Annotated in this window: 23 protein-coding genes and 2 pseudogenes; 13 read left to right on the top strand and 12 right to left on the bottom strand. The window is 66.1% G+C overall.

The window, feature by feature from the left end:
• Nucleotides 1–43: 43 nt before the first annotated feature.
• Nucleotides 44–1,150, bottom strand: coding sequence for a spore photoproduct lyase family protein (locus ACLH0K_RS15420; RefSeq protein WP_411374420.1), 1,107 nt, complete (start codon nt 1,148–1,150; stop codon nt 44–46).
• A 213-nt stretch (nt 1,151–1,363) separates the two neighbouring features.
• Between ACLH0K_RS15420 and ACLH0K_RS15415 the strand changes: the two genes are divergently transcribed.
• From ACLH0K_RS15415 to ACLH0K_RS15405, 3 genes are all read left to right on the top strand, one after another.
• Nucleotides 1,364–2,224, top strand: coding sequence for a phosphatidylinositol-specific phospholipase C/glycerophosphodiester phosphodiesterase family protein (locus ACLH0K_RS15415; RefSeq protein ID WP_411374419.1), 861 nt, complete (start codon nt 1,364–1,366; stop codon nt 2,222–2,224).
• Between the two features lie 28 nt (nt 2,225–2,252).
• Nucleotides 2,253–3,287: a metallophosphoesterase gene (locus ACLH0K_RS15410; RefSeq protein ID WP_411374418.1), complete on the top strand. Its 1,035-nt coding sequence runs from the start codon at nt 2,253–2,255 to the stop codon at nt 3,285–3,287.
• Between the two features lie 192 nt (nt 3,288–3,479).
• Nucleotides 3,480–3,989, top strand: coding sequence for an OsmC family protein (locus ACLH0K_RS15405; RefSeq protein ID WP_411374417.1), 510 nt, complete (start codon nt 3,480–3,482; stop codon nt 3,987–3,989).
• A gap of 29 nt (nt 3,990–4,018) precedes the next feature.
• Here the strand turns inward: ACLH0K_RS15405 and ACLH0K_RS15400 are convergent.
• Nucleotides 4,019–4,357, bottom strand: a pseudogene (locus tag ACLH0K_RS15400) (GNAT family N-acetyltransferase); the annotation flags it as partial.
• A 421-nt stretch (nt 4,358–4,778) separates the two neighbouring features.
• Here ACLH0K_RS15400 and ACLH0K_RS15395 point away from each other — a divergent pair.
• Nucleotides 4,779–5,504, top strand: a complete 726-nt coding sequence (locus ACLH0K_RS15395) for a GOLPH3/VPS74 family protein (protein WP_411374416.1) — start codon at nt 4,779–4,781, stop codon at nt 5,502–5,504.
• Between the two features lie 87 nt (nt 5,505–5,591).
• Here ACLH0K_RS15395 and surE read toward each other — a convergent pair whose 3' ends face one another.
• The 3 genes from surE to ACLH0K_RS15380 all read right to left on the bottom strand — a co-directional run bounded on the left by surE (nt 5,592) and on the right by ACLH0K_RS15380 (nt 7,886).
• Nucleotides 5,592–6,377, bottom strand: coding sequence for a 5'/3'-nucleotidase SurE (surE, locus tag ACLH0K_RS15390; protein WP_411374415.1), 786 nt, complete (start codon nt 6,375–6,377; stop codon nt 5,592–5,594).
• Entirely contained in the window at nt 6,374–7,357 is a 984-nt protein-coding gene (locus ACLH0K_RS15385; RefSeq protein ID WP_411374414.1) for a 1-phosphofructokinase family hexose kinase, read from the bottom strand. The genes surE and ACLH0K_RS15385 overlap by 4 nt, the downstream gene beginning before the upstream one ends.
• A gap of 169 nt (nt 7,358–7,526) precedes the next feature.
• Nucleotides 7,527–7,886 (bottom strand): VOC family protein, encoded by a 360-nt coding sequence (locus ACLH0K_RS15380; RefSeq protein ID WP_411374413.1) that lies wholly within the window; start codon nt 7,884–7,886, stop codon nt 7,527–7,529.
• A gap of 66 nt (nt 7,887–7,952) precedes the next feature.
• Between ACLH0K_RS15380 and ACLH0K_RS15375 the strand changes: the two genes are divergently transcribed.
• The 5 genes and pseudogenes from ACLH0K_RS15375 to ACLH0K_RS15355 all read left to right on the top strand — a co-directional run bounded on the left by ACLH0K_RS15375 (nt 7,953) and on the right by ACLH0K_RS15355 (nt 10,429).
• A complete protein-coding gene (locus tag ACLH0K_RS15375) occupies nt 7,953–8,264 on the top strand; it encodes a hypothetical protein (RefSeq protein WP_411374412.1) in 312 nt (103 codons plus the stop codon).
• A 218-nt stretch (nt 8,265–8,482) separates the two neighbouring features.
• The gene (locus ACLH0K_RS15370; protein WP_411374411.1) at nt 8,483–8,722 is read left to right on the top strand and encodes a hypothetical protein; all 240 of its coding nucleotides are present in this window, start codon (nt 8,483–8,485) and stop codon (nt 8,720–8,722) included.
• 56 nt (nt 8,723–8,778) lie between these two features.
• On the top strand, nt 8,779–8,979 hold the full coding sequence (locus ACLH0K_RS15365; RefSeq protein WP_411374410.1) for a hypothetical protein: 201 nt from the start codon (nt 8,779–8,781) through the stop codon (nt 8,977–8,979).
• 81 nt (nt 8,980–9,060) lie between these two features.
• Nucleotides 9,061–9,537: pseudogene (locus tag ACLH0K_RS15360) on the top strand (polysaccharide deacetylase); the annotation flags it as partial.
• A gap of 76 nt (nt 9,538–9,613) precedes the next feature.
• The gene (locus tag ACLH0K_RS15355; protein ID WP_411374409.1) at nt 9,614–10,429 is read left to right on the top strand and encodes an oxygenase MpaB family protein; all 816 of its coding nucleotides are present in this window, start codon (nt 9,614–9,616) and stop codon (nt 10,427–10,429) included.
• A gap of 76 nt (nt 10,430–10,505) precedes the next feature.
• Here the strand turns inward: ACLH0K_RS15355 and ACLH0K_RS15350 are convergent, their stop codons facing one another.
• Nucleotides 10,506–10,928, bottom strand: coding sequence for a universal stress protein (locus ACLH0K_RS15350; RefSeq protein WP_411374408.1), 423 nt, complete (start codon nt 10,926–10,928; stop codon nt 10,506–10,508).
• A gap of 223 nt (nt 10,929–11,151) precedes the next feature.
• Between ACLH0K_RS15350 and ACLH0K_RS15345 the strand changes: the two genes are divergently transcribed.
• A complete protein-coding gene (locus ACLH0K_RS15345; protein ID WP_411374407.1) occupies nt 11,152–12,294 on the top strand; it encodes a PQQ-dependent sugar dehydrogenase in 1,143 nt (380 codons plus the stop codon).
• A gap of 9 nt (nt 12,295–12,303) precedes the next feature.
• On the opposite strand, the gene ACLH0K_RS15340 is transcribed toward ACLH0K_RS15345, so the two are convergent.
• The gene (locus ACLH0K_RS15340; RefSeq protein WP_411374406.1) at nt 12,304–13,188 is read right to left on the bottom strand and encodes a helix-turn-helix transcriptional regulator; all 885 of its coding nucleotides are present in this window, start codon (nt 13,186–13,188) and stop codon (nt 12,304–12,306) included.
• A gap of 152 nt (nt 13,189–13,340) precedes the next feature.
• Here ACLH0K_RS15340 and ACLH0K_RS15335 point away from each other — a divergent pair, with 152 nt between their 5' ends.
• The 3 genes from ACLH0K_RS15335 to ACLH0K_RS15325 all read left to right on the top strand — a co-directional run bounded on the left by ACLH0K_RS15335 (nt 13,341) and on the right by ACLH0K_RS15325 (nt 15,559).
• Nucleotides 13,341–14,381 (top strand): NAD(P)-dependent alcohol dehydrogenase, encoded by a 1,041-nt coding sequence (locus ACLH0K_RS15335; RefSeq protein ID WP_411374405.1) that lies wholly within the window; start codon nt 13,341–13,343, stop codon nt 14,379–14,381.
• Between the two features lie 193 nt (nt 14,382–14,574).
• Nucleotides 14,575–15,342, top strand: a complete 768-nt coding sequence (locus ACLH0K_RS15330) for a hypothetical protein (protein WP_411374404.1) — start codon at nt 14,575–14,577, stop codon at nt 15,340–15,342.
• A 37-nt stretch (nt 15,343–15,379) separates the two neighbouring features.
• Nucleotides 15,380–15,559, top strand: a complete 180-nt coding sequence (locus ACLH0K_RS15325) for a hypothetical protein (RefSeq protein ID WP_411374403.1) — start codon at nt 15,380–15,382, stop codon at nt 15,557–15,559.
• A gap of 6 nt (nt 15,560–15,565) precedes the next feature.
• Here the strand turns inward: ACLH0K_RS15325 and ACLH0K_RS15320 are convergent, their stop codons facing one another.
• The 5 genes from ACLH0K_RS15320 to ACLH0K_RS15300 all read right to left on the bottom strand — a co-directional run bounded on the left by ACLH0K_RS15320 (nt 15,566) and on the right by ACLH0K_RS15300 (nt 18,494).
• Nucleotides 15,566–15,805: a hypothetical protein gene (locus ACLH0K_RS15320; RefSeq protein ID WP_411374402.1), complete on the bottom strand. Its 240-nt coding sequence runs from the start codon at nt 15,803–15,805 to the stop codon at nt 15,566–15,568.
• A gap of 178 nt (nt 15,806–15,983) precedes the next feature.
• Nucleotides 15,984–16,829 (bottom strand): type II CAAX prenyl endopeptidase Rce1 family protein, encoded by an 846-nt coding sequence (locus tag ACLH0K_RS15315; RefSeq protein WP_411374401.1) that lies wholly within the window; start codon nt 16,827–16,829, stop codon nt 15,984–15,986.
• 76 nt (nt 16,830–16,905) lie between these two features.
• Nucleotides 16,906–17,850 (bottom strand): tetratricopeptide repeat protein, encoded by a 945-nt coding sequence (locus ACLH0K_RS15310; RefSeq protein WP_411374400.1) that lies wholly within the window; start codon nt 17,848–17,850, stop codon nt 16,906–16,908.
• A 77-nt stretch (nt 17,851–17,927) separates the two neighbouring features.
• A complete protein-coding gene (locus tag ACLH0K_RS15305) occupies nt 17,928–18,125 on the bottom strand; it encodes a hypothetical protein (RefSeq protein ID WP_411374399.1) in 198 nt (65 codons plus the stop codon).
• Nucleotides 18,126–18,314: 189 nt separating this feature from the next.
• The gene (locus tag ACLH0K_RS15300; RefSeq protein ID WP_411374398.1) at nt 18,315–18,494 is read right to left on the bottom strand and encodes a hypothetical protein; all 180 of its coding nucleotides are present in this window, start codon (nt 18,492–18,494) and stop codon (nt 18,315–18,317) included.
• Between the last annotated feature and the right edge of the window lie 43 nt (nt 18,495–18,537).

Genomic DNA, 18,537 nt, shown 5'->3' with positions numbered 1-18,537 from the left:
AACTTGGGGCAGGCGCTGGTCCGTGCAGCTTAATGACTCCCCGTCAGGTCCAGTAAAGTAGCCGGGCAGCGGGAAGGCGGCGCTCCAGTTCCTCCGTGAACCACTCGCGCATTTCTGTCATGGTCTGCTTCGGGTACACGTACTTCACGCCGCCGAACTTGGAACGCTTCTGGCTCCGCGACTCCTCGTCCATCTCGAGCTTGGTTCGCGGATACCAGCCCAGCAGCACCTCTTTGCTGGCGGGGGTGAAGCGGTGCGTGATGATCTCGGCTGTTAGATCTAGGTCCGTGATGCCGGCAACCGCCTCCGAGACGTCATCCAGCAGGGCGCCGTACTGCTCCCGCCAGCCAGGAACAGGCATGATGGGTGCAATCGTCAGTCCCACGCGGTAGCCGGCCACCGCCATTGCCCGGAGAGCGGCGAGGCGTGCGGGCATTCGCGCGGTTCCCCCTTCAAACCGGTCTGCCACCTCTGCAGCATTCACCGAAAACCGGATCCGCGTCCTACGCCGGTGGTCAAGGGCCAGCAGGTCACCGACGTCGTCGAACTTGGTGGTGAACCTCAGCTGCACGTCGTCGCCAAACTCTCCTGCCCCCACACGGGAGATCGCGGCGGCAAGCGAACCTGTGACGCTCTCGATTCCCAGTGGGTCCGTGTAGCAGGAAAGTTCGAACGTCGTACCCTCGCCACCACGTGCGAGGGTTCCGCTGGTGACCGAACCCCTGCCGGCGTGGGTGTGGATCCCGGCCAGCACGTCGTCGATATTGGCGTACACGCGGGTGACCGGCGGTCCCTGCAGGGACCCGGCAAGGTAGCAGTACTGGCAGTGTGCCGGGCAGCCCTTGGCAAGGTCGATGCGCCAGTCCGCGCTTGGCGGGATGGGCTGCGGTTTGAGGGCACTCGGCGGAGCGACGACAACTGCAAGCGTGTTCTTCGCGGACGCATAGGTTTCGCGGTCGCTGGCGCCGCGAAGGCCTGTCAACGCATTGCCAGGTAAGAACCGGATGTCATCCACGCCGGCACGCTCACAGCGTCTGATAATTTCTGCTGTGTGCGGCAGGTCGGCCGCAGCGCGCGTGACCAGTACGTGTTTGGGGACCCACAAGCGGGTGGGAGAAAGAGTAGTCAGGTCCAGATCCTGAGAAGTCATCATCACCCTGTACAACAACCAGAACGGCCTGGATGTTCCGTAATTTGGCGCGGCAGCCACCCTGTTTTCCTGCTCAGTGACGCCTGCTGTTCACCAGCCTGAAACCGGCCCGAATGCTTCCGTTCGCGCACGGCAGGGAGTCTTTTGGGACATCTGCGCTCCTTCCCCAATTCAGGAGCTGACAAAAATCCAAGCTCTACCCAGGAGTTCTTCTTGTTCGTGAAAAGCACCCTCGCCGCTGTCGCCCTCCTCGCCTCCATGGCAGGAACCGCAGTGGCACCCGCCCAGGCCGAGGCAGCCAAGCCGGCTCCCGTCGTCGTCGGCCAGCCGCTGGCACAGGCGCACGCCCACAACGATTACGAGCATGACCGCCCGCTGCTCGACGCCCTCGAACACGGCTTCACCAGCGTCGAAGCGGACGTGTGGCTGGTGGACGGCCAACTGCTGGTGGCCCACGACCTTGAGGACGTGAAGCCCGGCGTCACCCTCGAAAGCCTCTACCTTGATCCGCTGCAGGACCTGGTCCGCAGCCAGCAGGGCCACGGCGTCTACCCGCACTGGGACGGCAGCCTGCAGCTCCTGATCGACATCAAGAGCGAAGGCGAGGCCACTTACGCCGCCATCGAGCAGGAACTGGCCGAGCACCGCGACATCATGAGCCGCTACACCAACGGCACCGTCAAGACCGGCCCGGTCACCGCCGTCATCAGCGGCAACCGCCCGCTGGCCACCATGCAGTCCCAGGACAAGCGCTTCAGCTTCTACGACGGCCGCTCTGCCGACCTCACCACCGGCAAGCCCGCGGAGCTCATGCCGCTGGTCAGCGACAACTGGACCCGGCTCTTCACCTGGCAGGGCGTCGGCCCCATGCCGGAGCTTGAGCGCGCCAAGCTCCACGCCTACGTCGCCACCGCCCACGCCAACGGCTACCGCGTCCGCTTCTGGGCCACCCCGCACCAGCCCGGCGACGCCCGCGACGCCATCTGGACCGAACTCGCCAACGCCGGGGTGGACCACATCAACACCGACGACCTCGCCGGCCTGCAGCAGTTCCTCACCGCCCGCACGGCGTAGCCCGCAAGCAGAAAAAGGACCCTTCCCCATGCCTACAAAGACACTAAAGACGACGGCGGCGGCAGCCGTCCTGGCGCTCGGCCTCCTTGCCGCCCAGCCAGCCACCGCCGCCGAGAACACCGGCGACGCCTTCACCTTCGGCGTCATCGGCGACATTCCTTACGGCGACGCCGAGATTGCCAAGTTCCCCGCCCGCATCCAGGACATCAACGCCGACAGCAAGCTGAAGTTTGTAGCACACGTGGGCGATATCAAGAACGGCTCTTCCGTCTGCTCGGACCAGTACTTCACCAACATCCGAAAAGACTTCGACACCTTCACCCACCCGCTGGTCTTCACCCCCGGCGACAACGAATGGGTGGACTGCCACCGGACCAACAACGGCACCTACAACCCGCTGGAACGGCTGGACAAGCTGCGCGAAGTCTTCTTCAACGAACCCGGCAAAACCCTTGGCGCCACCATGCCGGTCAAAACCCAGGAGGACCTCGGCCTTCCCGAAAACGTCCGCTTCACCCAGAACCGGGTGGCCTTCTCCGTGCTGAACATCCAGGGCAGCAACAACTCCCTCCAGCCCTGGACCGGCCTCGGCGAAACCACTCCCACGCCGGAGCAGCTCGCCGAGGTGGAGCACCGCACGGACGCCGTGTTGGCCCAGATCCGCGAGACCTTCGACGAAGCCGAACGCCGCAACAACCGCGCCGTCGTCCTGATGACCCAGGCCGACATGTTCGACCCGTCGCTGCTCAGCGCTGCAACCGCCAACCCGGAGATCATGTCCGGCTTCCGCGAGATCGTCCAGGCCATCGTCGAAGAGACCAACAGCTTCGACGCCCCGGTCTACCTCATCAACGGCGACAGCCACGTCTTCGCCGAGAACCAGCCCCTCGCCGAAGGCTCACCCTGGCTGGACATCTACGGCCAGCCCGCCGCTGACGACCTGCAGCGCGTCACCGTGGACGGCTCCGCCAACGCCACCAACTACGTGCGGTTCACGGTGGCCGGCAACAGCGCCGACGGCACGGACGTACTGCGCTGGGAGAAGGTCCCCTTCAGCTCCTAGGCACCAAGCAGAGCGGACGACGGCGGGCGCCCACCCGCCGTCGTCCGCTTACGTTTGCCAACTTCCGCACAGAGGGCTCCCGCTCTTGCCTGCACGTTTCTGCAGGTCCAGCATTAGAGCACCTCGGCGCCGCTGCCAGTGCGCCGGAAGGCATACAGGCACAAAGGCTACGGAACGGCGGAGGAGACGCAGATGGGCAATGTACAAATAGCGGAAGCAATGACAGCCGCCAGGAACTACCTGGCCGCCCATCCCGACGAGGCGCGTTACCGCGACTCCGCAGCTACCGCCGTCGTGGAGGACGGGCTCCGGATCCGTGTAACCGGCCCCGATGGCGCAACAGTCGTCACCGACATGGTCACCGGTGTGGGCGGAGGCGGATCAGCTCCCTCGCCGGGCTGGCTGTTCCGCGCCGCGTACGCCTCCTGCGTCGCCACACTCATCGCGATGCGTGCCGCGGAGCAGGGAATTGAGCTGACGGGCCTGGAAGTCGACGTGGACAGCGAATCCGATGACCGTGGCATTCTCGGCATCGCCGAGGAGGTTCCCGCCGGCCCGGCCAGCATGCGGGTGACGGTCCGGGTGGGGCCCGGCGTCTCGGAAGCAGCGCGGGACATTGTTGAGTGGGGGCTGCGGCATTGCCCCGTGGACGATGCCGTCCGCCGTGCTATTCCAGTGGAGCTGGAAGTCCGGACAGCCTGAGCAAAAACAACTCCGCTTCGGCTGCTTAGTTAGAGGCGCAGCTCCATGAAAACGCTGTTGGGGTCCAGGGCGTAGTCGGCAAACGGCGGGCACTCGGTGAAGCCATTCCGGGCGTACAGGCGCCGGGCCGGGGCGAAGTAGTCCTCGGTTCCGGTTTCGATATACACACGCGAAAGGTTTCGGGTCCGGGCGTCGTCGAGGATGTGCCGGAGCATAAGCGTGGCCACACCCCGTCCCCGTGCCGGGGCAGTGGTGCGCATGGACTTGATCTCGCCGTGCCTGGCCTGACCGTCCGGGGAGTCCAGCATTTTGAGCGCGCCGCACCCAAGCAGGTCACCGTCCTGGCGGGCGGTCCAGAACGTGATGGCCCGGGCAATGGAAATCATCGCCCATAAATTTACCTGCCTGTCAGCAGCGACCAGGACGTGGAATGCCCCAGGCGGGACGGCATGATGCTTCCCTCAGACAGAAAGAGCGCGTCTGCTTCCTTCCCGGCCGGAACCCACCAGCCGGTGATGGGGCAATGCTCGCCGGTTCTCGCCTCCCGGCTTCTCGCTGAGTGTGTGCTGCTGGGGAACGGGTGGCGCAGAGTGCGGTTCTTCATCACTTCTTTGTGACTCCGTGGCTCGTTTGGCAGGGACGCGTGCATCGGCCGGTGTGGCTCTGCGTCCCAGTATGTCCTTCAGCAGGCGTATACAAAAGCAACGTTTCCTGCACAATACTCATCAGGAAAGCTGATGAATGAAGCGGGCCATTGTGGCGGCCGCCCCACCGGCGCACCATATTGCTATGAACACGGAATCGCCCAAGCCTGCGGAACTCAGCCTTCCCCAGGCTTTTCTGCTTTTGGCCACGAATGACAAGGACGGCAAGCCAGAGGTGCCGGTGTTCGCCCTGAGGACCGCGGTGGCCGGGGCGGTCCTGGCGGAGCTGGACCTGCTGGGTGCCATCGACCTTGAGGGCAAGCACGTAAGGGCTACCGGCACCACCCCGGAAACCGACCTTGAGCAGGAGCTGGAACTGATCCGCGGGAAGTCGCGTCCCCATACTCCGCAGCGGTGGGTTTCCATCCTGGAGGGCCATGCCCTGGTGCAGCGCAACTACGAGGGGATGGTATCCCGGAGCATCGTGGAACGTGCCGGCGACAAGCACCTGGGCCTGTTCCGGAGGGTGCGGTACCCGGAGAAGGACCACGCGCCGGAGGCGGCACTCATCGAGAAGATCCAGGCCGTGTTCACCGCAGCCCCCGTCCAGCCGAAAGTTCCCGATCCCGTGGCAGAGAATGATGCCGGAACCGGGGCCAACCCCACCGCAAAGCCTGACCCTGCAAAGCCCGACGCCAGGACCCTCGCCCTGATCGCCCTGCTGCAGGCGGCCGGGCTGCTCCCCAAACTGTTCCCGGACGCGGACAGGATCTGGGCCGACGAGCTCGCCAAGGACTACTGGCCGGCCCGTGCCGTGGAGGACGAACTCCGCCTGACCAGGCTGGGCGAGGAAGAAACCGCCACGCTGTAAGCGCGGCTAAGGCAAGCACCACAAAAGGAAAGCGGACGACGGCGGGAGGTCCCGCCGTCGTCCGCTTCCGTTGGAGAACCTTCCGCCCTAAGCCCCCGACGCGGCGCGCGGCAGCGAGTCCAGGGACGGGAGCGCTATCCCGGTGACCGGCTGCAGCGCGGTCACCGTGGCGTACCCGGCCGCCAGCAGTGCGGCGTCGCTGTCCGGATCGGGCTTCTCGGTTGTGTCCGCGATCGCCAGCCGCACGTGCTGCTGCCCCCGCTCGGCCAGGGTGGTCTGCACGATGCCGAACCGGGTCAGCGTAGCGGTGCGGTACTCGGGCAGCTCAAGTCCGGCGCTATTGGGCACGTTCAAGTTCAGCACGCACCCCGGATCCTGCTCCATCAGGAACGGCAGCAGCCCGGTGGCCAGCTGGGCGGCCGTGTCCCAGTGCAGCGCATCCGGATTGAGGCCGGTATCCAGGGAGACCGCCATTCCGCGGCCGTCGTTGACGCCGGCGGTCAGGGCCGCGCCCACGGTGCCGGAATGCAGGATGGCGCGGCCCACGTTCGCTCCGCGGTTCACCCCGGACAGGACAATGTCCGGCGGGGTCCCGAACGCGCCGTGGGTGGCGATCATCGTGATGAACGCGGGCGCACCGTGGACGGCGAAGGCCTTCACCCCGTCCAGGTCCTCCAGTTCGCGCTCTTCAACCGAAATCCTGCCGTCCTCCTCCACAGCGGTGATCGAGGAACTGCTGCCGCTGGCCTCGGAGGCCGGGGCCGCCACCACAACGTCCAAGCCCGCGCGGACTGCCGCGGCAGCCAGGGCGTGCAGGCCGGGGGAGGCGATGCCGTCATCGTTGGTGATCAAAACACGCGTGGGCTGGTTCATGACGTCCTCAGCTTCCGTGCCAGCTCGTCCGGGCTGACCTGCTGCGCCGGTTCAGTCCCGCTGGTGTCCAGGGGAACGATCTTTACAAGCTTGGCCACCTCGTGGATGACTGATGCCTCGCCGGAACCCAGGCCGTGGCGCGTCACGTTGTGCGCGCCGGCCGCCGTGCCCATGACGACGGCGTCGTGGAGCGTGCCGCCGTCGGCCAGGACCGCGGCAATGCCGGCGGTGAGGGAATCACCGGCGCCGCTGGTTTCCACGGTCTCGAACTGCGGGACGTGGATTTCGCTCACCTCGCCGTCGTGCAACAGCAAAGATGGTTCGTGCGCACGGGTGATGATCACCGTTTCCGCGCCCTCCCGGTTGAGCGCGTGCATCGCCTCAACCAGCTGGCCCGTTTCCGATTCTTCGGCGCGGCCGCTCTCGACAACTTCGGAGTCGGACATCTTCACCACGGTCGGCTTGCCCTCCAGGATGCCCTTCAGCCGCTCGCCGGCCAGGTCCGCGATGACGGTGCAGCCTGCGGTGCGCAGGTCCGCGGTCAGCCGGCGGTACGTGTCCGGCGGGACCGAGTCCTCCCGGCCGGTGCCGCTGAGGATCACGGTGCGTGCCTTCATCCCGGCCTGCAGGGTCAGCCCGTAGAGCTCGTCCAGTTCGTGCCGGGTGAGCCGGTGGCCGGCCGATTCGGCCACCACGTCCCGTTCACCGCTGCGGCGGTCATGGATATAGGCGCCGCTGCTGCCTTCGCCCGTGACGGACAACAGCATCACGCCCTCATCCTCGATCAGGTGCTGCAGGACACCGCCGGTTTCACCGGAGAACACCGCGCACATGGTCACTTCGGTGCCAAGCGTCTTGAGCATGCGGGCCTGCCATACGCCCTGTCCGCCGGCATGGAGGTGGATATCGGCGGTGCCTTCCACGTCCTCGACCGTGACGGTCAGGACCGGGGACGGGGCAAAAATAACTACGGAGCCCATGCTTCCCCCATCCGCTTCGGCGCAACAATTGGACTGGTGGCCATGGTTACCTCTTCCCTCCGGAATCCTCCGGCCGTCGTTTCGGACAGGTCACTCCAATATACTAAGCACGCTTAGCATGTGGGAGTTCAAGCAAGGCGGAAGCGGGGGAGGGCGTTCGACGGCGGCGCTACCGCGGGCTTTTGTCGATGACGCAGAACCGGTTGCCGTCCGGGTCTTGCAGGACGACGAAGTCCGGGTCCTCCGGATACAGGTCCCAGTCCACGTGCCGGGCGCCGAGCGAGACCAGCCGCTCCACCTCCGCAGCCTGGTCATCCGCATACAGGTCCAGGTGGATGCGCGGATGGTCCTGCGTCGGCGTTTCGCTCAGCATGAGGGACAGCTGGGCTCCGGATCCCGACGCCGGCGCCAGGGTCACCCACGTCTCGTCGCCGGGTTCCCGCGGGACATAGCCCAGGGCGGCATGCCAGAACTCGGTGGCGCGGCCGACGTGGTTGACGCCGAGGACAATGGTTCCGATGGTCAGCATCCGCCCAGCCTAGACCTGGCCGGCAGCCGCGAAAAGGGGCGGGCGGGGAAGGCTAGACTCGCCTGCATGGGGGTCAACAACACACCTGAGGAACGCCCACCGTCCAGGCGCACCCAAGCCCGCGCCGCCGTCGTGCCTTTGCTGGGTGTCGTCGCGGTGCTGGTCGGGGGCATGGTGGCCTGGACCAGGAGCCGGGAAATCAGCTTTGGCTGGTTCGCCTATGCACCGCTGAGCAACGAGCCTTTCTCCGGCAGCGGCCTGGTTTTCCTGAGCCCGGGAACGCAGGTCGGACTGGCCATCGCCGTCGCCGGACTGCTGGTCCTGGCTTTCTGGGCGGGCCTGTCGATTGGACGCAGAAACAGCAAGCGCTCGCAGTGAAGCGCTTACGGGCCGCGGGCACCCAAAAGAGAAACGGACGACGACGGGAGGTCACGCCGTCGTACGCCTACAGTGGTTGTGCGGGCCTGAAACGGCAGGTAACAACCTGGACCAGTGCGCTGGCCGTGTTGGGCGCATGGCCCTTTGAGGGCAATACCAATGGTCCAGGTGGCCCGCACCCCCTGTTTGCCGGTTCGGTGGAGGGGTAACAGGGTGGTATGACTGATTCAGCCGATGACACTGGCCTCCCTTCCGACGTCGACAGCGCCGAAGCGGTTGACCCCGCCGAGACCGCGGACAGTATTGCCGATGAAATCCGCGGCGAGATCCTGCTCGGCCACATCCAGGACGACGTCAGCCATGTCCTTGAGGAACGCCTCGAGGAAGAAGGCATTGACATGCGTCCCGAGGATGTGGACGAGCTGGCCGAGGAAATTGAGAAGGACGCCTCCAGCTGAGCCGGCGGGCCCGGCCCAGCCTAGCCGCGGACCCTGCGGGGTGGGACGATGTGACTATGCAAGAAGGCAAAGGCGGCAGCCCGCACGATTCAGGCCCGCATCTGCATGCACACTCGGCGATTACCACCGGGCAGATGCGCACGATTGGCCAGCGCCGCCGCGAGGCGGAGGAAAAGCTGGACCAGCACCTCCAGGAAGCCCACCACCGGAGCCATCCGGACGAGGGGAATCCCGAGCAGGACAATAATCCAGAGTGAAGAGAACGACGGCGGGGCCCACCCGCCGTCGTTCGCTTTTCCTTGAGGGGCTGCCAGGTTAGCCGGCAGCCCCTCTTTTTGCGCCGCTTCCTCTACGACTGGAGCCTGCTCGACGGCGACGCCCCCTACCGCTTCGCCGTCGCTGCCGATGACCCCCGGGACATCGTCGAGATCCCGGTGGACTGGACCCTGGACGAGTGGGAGCAGTATGCGTTCTACCCCGGCGTGACCGGCAGCGGTGTGATCGAAAGCCCGGCGAAGGTGCTGGAGATGTGGACCCTCGAGGCCGAGGCGCACCAATCGCAGGGCAGCTGCTTCGTCCTGACCAACCACCCGTTCATCTTCGGCCGGCCCTCCAAGGCGGTCGCCCTGGAGCAGCTGATCGAGCGAATCAAGGATATGGACGGGATGTCAGTGACCACCATGGAACAGATCGCGCAGCACACCAAAGCCACTGCCACGGACATACACACGCATGCCCGGATCGAGGTGCCCGCGTTCCCGGGTGCCGGCGCCCGGTTCGAACCGGCGCAGGTGCGGGAGGGCGCGCTCAAGTAGCCCGGTCAACGGCAAGCGGACGACGGAGGGGGTCCCGCCGTCGTCCGCTTCCGTTGTGCTCCGGTACCCTGTTGAAATGGTGCGGGGAATGGCCGACTACGGCGCGGAAGTGATCCTGCTTGCCGGGGCCGGGCGTGCCCTGCTGCTGCAGCTCGCCGAGCCGGCAGTGGGCCGCGGCGTGCATGAGCACAGCACATTTGTCGGCCGGCCGGTCAACCGGCTCAAGGGGACGCTGACCTACGTCTACGCCGTCGTCTACGGCACCGAGGAACAGGTGAATGCGGTCCGGCGGAAGGTGAACCGGGCGCACGTGCCGGTCCGCAGGGGCGACAATGACACGTCGCCCGGCTACAACGCCTACGACCCCCAGCTGCAGCTGTGGGTGGTGGCCACGCTCTACGACACCGCCGTTACCATCATCGAGAAGATTTACGGCCCGCTCGACGACGAGTCCGCGGATGCGATGTACCGGGACTATGCCCGGATCGGCACCGTCCTGCAGCTTCCGCCGGGGCTGTGGCCCGAGGACCGGGCCGCGTTCCGCCGCTACTGGGACGGGCGCATCGCCACGCTGCGGGCGGAGGACGAAGGCGTGCGGGTGGGGCGCGGGCTGCTGTACCCCAAGCACACGGCACTCTGGTACCGCGCTATCATCCCGCCCGCCCGGTTCCTGACCGCCGGGTTCCTTCCGGAGCAACTGCGGAAGGACTTCGGCCTGCCCTGGAACGAACGCCGGCAGCGCCGCTTCGACCGCACGTTGCAGGTCCTGGCCGTCGTCTACCCCAGATTGCCGCAGGGCATCCGCCACTGGTTCAAGGACTACTGCCTCAGCGAGCTCGACAAGGAGCTCCGGGAAAACCGCGAACCGGCCCGGGGAGCCAGTACCCGCTAATCCAGCGTAGTTTTTGTCCAGATATGCAGGCTTCCGGGCACTTCAGCCCTGCACATCTGGACGAAACTCGTGGGGGTTAGTCGTCGTAGGTGTTGGCGATGTAGACGTCGCAGGGGGCGTTGTGCGCCACGCTGTTGGCAACGCTGCCCAGGAGCCGGCCGATGCCGCGCATCCTGCGGTTCCCCACCACGATCAGCCGGGCATCCAGGCGGATGGCTTCCTTGATCAGGGAGTCGGCCGGCTTGCCGCGGGCGGCAAAGTGCGTGACTTCGACATTCGGCTTCGACACTGCCAGGGATTTGGCCACATGTTCCGCGCTGTCGGCGCTGTAGACGGTCACCTGGTCCGAGCCCACGCCGAAGGTCTCGGCATTCTCGGCCTCGAAGGCCGTCACCACATGGAGCGAGGCGCCCAGCGCCTCCGCCAGGCCGAGGGCAACTTCCGCGGCTTTCCGGGCTGATGCGCTGGCGTCCACGCCTACAACAACTACTCCGCTCATCCTGCAATCCTTCCGTCTTGGCTTAGCTCCATTCGCCAGTCTAGGAAAGTTCTGGGTCAATGTCCCGGACCCGCGCCACTTTAGGAGGAGCGGACGACGGCGGGAGGTCCCGCGGCCGCTACAGCGCCGGAGGATTCTGCACCGGACACTTCAGCATCCGAGAATAACCTGGCTGGGAAGTGCGGGAAGATGATTCGCAGGACAGCAACAAAGGGGGAAGCACGTGCGTGAACCGGTTCTTGCAGCAGCTGCCATCGCGGCAACAGTGCTGCTGGCAGGCTGCACCGCCGTCCCGGCCCCTGAACCGGCCACCGGCCGTTCTCCTTCCGCGACGCAGCCGGCGCCCACTGCGTCAGCCCCGGCAACCTCTGCTCCTGCCGCTGAAGCATTGCCCACCGCTGCAGCCACCATCGCCGGAACGCCCCAACAAATCGCGGCAGATTTGGAGGCCCCGTGGTCCGTGGTCTTCCGCAACGGGATCCCGCTGGTCAGCGAGCGGAACAGCGGACAGATCCTGGAACTCGCGCCTGGCGGCTCCTCCCGGCCCATCGGAACCGTGCAAGGCGTGGCAGCCCGCGGGGAATCCGGGCTCCTGGGCCTGGCGGTAGGCACGGACGGGGACCTCTACGTCTATTCCACGGGCCAGGAGGGCAACCGCGTCCAGCGCTATCCGGTCGCGGGATCGCCGGGTTCCCTGTCGCTGGGGCAGCCGGACACGCTCCTTGACCGCATCCCGTCAGCGAGTGTCCACGACGGCGGCCGGATCGCCTTTGGTCCCGACGGCATGCTGTACGTGGCGGCCGGGGACGCGAGCCGGCGCAACAGTGCGCAGGACCGGGAATCGCTGGCGGGCAAGATCCTGCGCATGACTCCCGACGGTGAAGTGCCAGCGGACAACCCGTTCCCGGGATCGCTGGTCTACAGCTACGGGCACCGCAACCCGCAGGGCCTGGCCTGGGCGGACGACGGCACCATGTTCGCCACCGAGTTCGGCCAAAACACGTGGGACGAGCTCAACATCATCAAAGCAGGCGCCAACTACGGCTGGCCCGCGGTGGAAGGGATTGCGGGCCGGGAAGGGTTTGTGGATCCCGTGCAGCAGTGGCAGCCGGGCGAAGCAAGCCCCAGCGGAATGGCGCATGCCGGTGGAACGCTGTTCATCGCCAACCTGCGCGGGCAGGTGCTGCGGTCCGTCCCGGTGTCCGATCCCTCGACGTCCACTGAGCACTACAGCCGCGAGTACGGCCGCATCCGGGATGTAACGGTATCCCCGGGCGGCAGGCTGTGGTTCCTGACCAACAACACGGACGGGCGGGGCGACCCCGAGCCCGGCGACGACCGGATCCTCGAGGTCCCCTTGGGATAGGCCCGCGGGTTAGCCCCGCGTGCCCGCCAGGGCCAGTTCCACGATGTTCTCCGTGGCAGCCCAGGACGCGAGGAGCTTCAGCGACTCCTCGGTGGGGCTGCCGGGGGTTGGCGGAAAAACCGTCAGGGAATGGCCAGGGTCCTCCTCCAGCCCCAAAACCTGGTAATTCAGCTCGAGAAGCCCCACCACCGGGTGGCGGAAGATCTTGGTCCCCGCGTAATGCCGCCGGACGTTGTGCGCCGCCCAGAGAGTACGGAAATCGTCACTGCGCATGGACAACTCACCGATAAGTTCGGCGATGCCCTTGTCGTGGGGGTTGCGCCCGGCCTCACGGCGGAGGATGGCCACGTTGGTGTTCGCGGCGCGTTCCCACTCGGTGTAGAAGTTGTGCGCGCGGGGATCCAGGAAGATGAAACGCGAATGGTTGGCCGGGCGGGCCGGTCCGCGGTACATGTCCGAATACAGCGCGTAGCCCAGGGTATTCGCAGCCACAATGTCCATCCGGTTGTTCCCGATGAAGGCGGGCGCGCCGGTGATGGTGTCCAGGAGGTACTGGAGCTCGGGACGTACACGTGTGCCGGCGGGAGTTGCCGTCCGCTTCCTGCCGGAGGTGTTGGCCGCCCGCGCCAGGTCATAGAGATGGTCATGCTCTGCGCGGTCCAGCTCCAGCGCCCGCGCAATGGCGTCAAGTACGCTGTCCGAAACACCGGAGAGGTTCCCGCGTTCCAGCCGGGTGTAGTAGTCAACGCTGACGCCGGCCAGCCGGGCCACCTCTTCGCGGCGCAGCCCCGGCACCCGGCGCCGGCCGCCGTACGGCTCCAGCCCCGCCTGTTCCGGCGTGATGCGGCCGCGGCGGGTGGAGAGGAACTGCCTTACCTCGGCTCGGTTATCCATAGACAGAACGTTACGACGGATCGCAAAAGCCAAGGGTGGTACTGGCAGAACCAGTTACAGCAGGGCCACCGCTACCGGCATAAATGACGGGTTTGCCCGGTTTACCCCCCGGTAGCATTTTTAGAGACCCCCATACGATCCACAGGAGAACCATGACCACCGTCAAGGCTTATGCATCCCCGTCAGCAACCGAGGACCTCGTCTCCACCACCATCGAGCGCCGCGAAGTGGGCCCGCACGATGTCCTGATTCAGATCAAGTACGCCGGCATCTGCCACTCGGACATCCACACTGTCCGCGGCGACTGGGGCCCGCAGCAGTACCCGCTGGTGCCCGGCCACGAGATCGCCGGCGTTGTTACTGAAGTGGGATCCGAGGTGACAAAGCACAAGGTGGGCGACCGCGTTGGTGTCGGCTGCATGGTCAACTCCTGCAAGGAGTGCGCCAACTGCCTGGAGGGCGAGGAGCAGTACTGCCTCAAGGGCAACGTGGGCACCTACGGCGCCGTTGACCGCGACGGCACCATCACCCAGGGCGGCTACTCCACCCACGTGGTGGTGACCGAAAACTTCGTCGTTCGCATTCCCGAAGGCCTGGACCTCGACGTCGCCGCACCGCTGCTGTGCGCCGGCATCACCACCTACTCCCCGCTGCGGCACTGGGGCGCCGGACCCGGCAAGGAGGTTGCCGTCGTCGGTCTGGGCGGGCTGGGCCACATGGCCGTCAAGCTGGCTGCTGCCCTGGGCGCCGACGTGACCGTCCTGTCGCAGTCGCTGAAGAAGCAGGAGGACGGCCTGAAGCTGGGCGCAACCAGCTACTACGCCACCAGCGACGAAAACACCTTCAAGGACCTCGCCGGCAGCTTCGACCTCATCATCAACACCGTCAGCGCCTCGATCGACATCAGCTCCTACCTCCAGCTGCTGAAGCTGGACGGTGCACTGGTCAACGTGGGTGCCCCCGCAGAGCCCCTTCCGGTCAACGCCTTCGCCCTGATCGGCGGCCGGCGGTCCTTCGCCGGCTCCATGATCGGTGGCATCCGTGAGACGCAGGAGATGCTGGACTTCTGCGCGGAGCACGGCATCGGAGCCGAGATCGAAGTGATCCCGGCCGACAAGATCAATGATGCATACGAACGTGTCCTGGCATCGGACGTCCGCTACCGCTTCGTGATCGACACCGCCACCCTCTAGCCCGGGAACCGCGCAACGGCGGGCAGCCACCGAAAAGGCGGCTGCCCGCCGTCGTGCCTCAACCGCAAAGTCCTTTTGTTATGCGCCGCAACGGTTCAGCGGCAATCAAGGCACTCCCGGTTCCATGGCCGCCTGTGGTTCCCACAATTGAAGGACCAGTTTTTCGTACCCCATTTTCGTACCGGAGGGTGTGATGGAAAGGTCCCGCGGGCTGTTTCCCGCAATGGTTCTGGTTGCCGTGGTTGTTGCCGGATGCGGCAGCCCGCAGCCCTCGCCGCCGGTCTCGACGGCGACAGTATCCGGCACGCCGACCATGATCAGCGTGCCACCCGCGACGCCGGGGAAAGCACCGCCGTCGGCCCCGCCCACGGCCACGGCGACCGCAGAGCCCTCGCCCACCTCACCGAAGGGCTCGCTGAAGACCTTTACGACGGCGGACGGCCAGCTGGCATTCGACCTGCCCGCGACGTGGAACGTGCGGGATCCGGCCGGGGAGCTGCCCGAGGGCGGCGGCGCCTTCGCGGAAGTCACCAATGAGGCAGGAAGGCCGCTGGCCACCCTGCGGACCAACATGGCCACGGGCTCGACCTGCATTGAGAAGTACCCGTACATGGAGTTTGAATCGCAGCAGCTGCCGGCCCTGGCACAGAACGGCGACGTTCCGCGGTTCGTCTTTGAAACCCGCGGCGACGCCACGGCTCCCGGCCCGGCCGATACCCCGGCGGCCGCGTACGGCATCACCTCGGTCCCCGCGCCCGACGGGGAGGCCGCCTGCCCCATCTTCCACTTCTTCACGTGGCCGCCCACCGCCGCCATGTTCGGCGCCTTCTACAACCCGGACAACAACAGGACTCCGGGTGGTGAAGGATTGCCCTACCTGGAACAAACCAGGAAGTACATGGACACCACCGAGTACCAGAACATCCGGCGGATGATCACCTCGCTCCGGCCGGCAGGCTAGGACCCATCCGGCCGCGGAACCGCAACGAATTCCTGTCATGAACTACTACACCCCGGCGGCGCAGGAAAGAGCCCGGGACGCCGCATATGACGCAGTGGAAAAGGTGCTGGACGGCATGTTCGCGCCGCTCAGCCGGCACGCGTTCAACGCACGCTGGAACCAGGCCTGCGAGGCGATGGCGAAATACCCCGAAGCGCAGGACAACGGCGAGGAGTAGGGCGCCTCAGCCCTGCTCCGCCGCCCGGAATTCGAACTTGTCCCGGTCCAGGAAGACCAGCTGGGCCTCCTTGTCGGGAAGCTGCACCTTCGGGCCGGGTTCCAACCCGGACCGCAGGAAGCGGCCCACCGCCTTGCTGTTCCGGGCGTCCGGTTCCGCCACCACCCGGTCCTTGGCCGGATCAGCCACAGAGTCCGCGCGCAGGTGGGGAATGCCCCAGGGGCCGCGGAACGTCTCACCTGGCACGGAGCGGATTTTCCGGGGGAGTGGGATGCACGGTCAGCCCTTCTTCTTAGGTATGCCTAAGCAAGGGTACGGGGCCGGTTCCGGCAACCCCCAAACTGTCATGACACAAATGAGTTTCGGCCGCGCTTCCCCGGGCCCGCTGTTTCGTCGCCAGCAGTAGCCATGGAATCTCCTGCCGTCAGTACAGGAAGATGTCGATCCACTCCCGGTTGTGGGCGTGGATCAGCACCAGGAACAGCACGAAGTCGAAGAGCAGGTGGACGCTGACGATGTAGGACAGCGATTTGGTTACCGTGAACAGCCGGGCCTGCAGCAGGGCGAACGGGAAGATGAAGTAGGGCGCCCAGGCATGGAAGCCGAGTTCCCAGAGGAAGGAGGTGAACAGGACGGCCTGCAGCAGGTTGGCCTGCCAGTCCGGGAGGTGGCGGCGGAGCAGCGTGAACGTGGTGCAGATGAAGAACAGCTCATCCCAGATGCCCAGCACGTTCGTCCCCAGGAAGAGCCGGGCGATGCCGTCAAAGTCGCTGACCGCCGGCCAGTTGTTGTAGACGCCGGTACGGATCATGTACACCGGCATCAGGGCATACCCGATCACCAGCACCGCCGGGAGGTACCACTTCTCGGCCCGGGTCCATGGCTGACCGGTCCTGATGGGGAAGCGGATGGCGTGGTCCTTGGTGATGAACCGGGACACGGCGTAGGGAATGCCGACGGCAAGGAGCATCGCCGTTCCCATCACGGCCATGTGTTCGGTGCTGATGTCCGTGGTGATCGGGACCAGGCTCATGGCGGTCAGGCCCACCCCGATCAGGGCCAGGTCGATCAGGAGCTTGCGGCTGACAAAGCCGGCGAGCACCAGCGCGGCGGCAAGGAGGAGGAAACCGGAGAACCGGTCCTCGCGGGCAAAGAGAAGAAAGCCCGACGCCGAGACAAGGGCCGCCGGGACAACAGCCAGTGTTGCGCGGGTGGGTTTCCCCGTTCCCGCCCCTTGCAGGTCGGCTTGCGCCTGGGATTGCTGCCTCATCACGTCCCTATGCTGTGGTGGCGCTTCCGGTGGATGTTCCAAAGTCTACTTGCCGCCCGGTAGCCGCACGAGGCACCTACCAGAGCAGCGCCAGGTCGAGGTGCACTGCAGGCCGCGGGGCAAGCCAGTCGCTCAGCCCCCGGTCCAGCTCCGACTCTGGGCCCGCCAGGCCCAACCGGTTCACGCCGGAAGGTGCCGCGGTGTGGTCATGTCCGGCGTCGGGGATGCCCCGGGAGCATTCCGGGCACAGCATCCGCATGGCGGACCAGTCGTCAACGCCCAGTCCCCGCTCCTCCAGCAGGCCGAACAGCTCCCTGAGGTCGTCCGTTGAAGCACCCGTTACCTGTGCCTGCCAGGTGATCAGGCCCGAATCCTCCAGGCGTTCCAGCTGGTCGAACACCGCCACGTCCTGCCCGCCGAGCCTGCGGAACCCCTTCGGCTCGCCGTCATGCAGGAGGACGTCCCGGAACCGGTGTCCGGACTCCGGCAGCGGAACATTGGCGATGACCGCGTGCGCGGGGCTCCTGCGCCAGCACCAGACCACCTCGGTGGTTCCGGCCGCTGGCAGCACCTGATGGGGAAGGCTCGGCTGGTCCGGATTCAGCCGGACCGGTGCCAAACCAAAGTCCACGTCGATCGGGTCCAACCCGCTGCCCATACCCTGGATGCCGTAGGCCTCCCAGGCCCGCCTGGCCGTGGCCCAGTCACCCAGGGCAGTCGCGGCGATGCCGAGGTTCCAGGCGGCGGGATTGACGCCGTCGAAATCCTCTGCTTCGGTGGGCGTGAAAAGCTCAACAGCGCGCGCGTTGCGCTCCAGGCTCTCGGCCCATCGGCCCAGTGCCTTGGACAGCAGCGCGGCGTGGTACCAGGCGTAGAAGGAGTCCGGGGCAATGCACAGCATCTCAGCGGCCAGGGCCGTTGCGATGCGCGTGTCTCCGGCATCGTCTGCGGCTGTCCAGTCGGACCAGACCTCGCTGGGTCCCCGTTGCTTCCCGGACCCCCGCCATCTGCGAACCGTCACCCGTCCAGTATGCAGGCGGGCCGCGGCGGGCACCATGGCCTGAAACCCCCTCCGCTTCCTTCCAGCGTGCTTGCCGCCTAGGCGGTTACCAGGGCCCGGTCCTCGCCGTGCACGCTCAGCGTGAAGGTGTTGGGGCCGCTGCAGGTTACTGCGATCCGGCAGGTGGTGGTGTTGTGCCGGGCGGACAGGTCACTGATCGCGGAATCCAGTGTGTGGTGGAGCGCAGCCTTATCCCAAATTTTGAGGGTTACGGAATCAGGGGCATCGAACGTCATTATTCAACTTCCATTTCTTGCGGTCTGGCGGCCCGATCATGTCCGGCCGTGCCCTCGTCTGTGAGGACAAGCTTTTTGGGAAAGCGCATTCCCATATCTCCATCCTGCATGGCTGCCGGTGGAATGGCAAGCATTCAAGGGGAGATGTGAGCAAGCCCACCGGGCAAACGGCGGACCCTGCGCTGGTGGCTAAACGCCGGAGCCCAGGCTGAGCGTGAAGGTGTTGGGGCCGCTGCAGGTGACGGCGATGTTGCTCTTGGCGGTGTTGTGGCGGACGGCGAGGTCCTCAACGAGCGTGTCCAGCGTGGCGTGCACGTCGGAGCGGTCACAGATCTTGTGGGTGACAGAGTTGGCAGCGTCAAACGTCATTGTTCAGTACTTCCTTGCATCGGTCCGGCCCTTGCGGCCGGGA

The organism is Arthrobacter sp. MPF02, assembly GCF_046605375.1.
Classification (GTDB): Bacteria; Actinomycetota; Actinomycetes; order Actinomycetales; family Micrococcaceae; genus Arthrobacter.
Note: the sequence above shows the minus strand (reverse complement) of the source record. Positions and strands in the feature narration are given on the sequence as shown.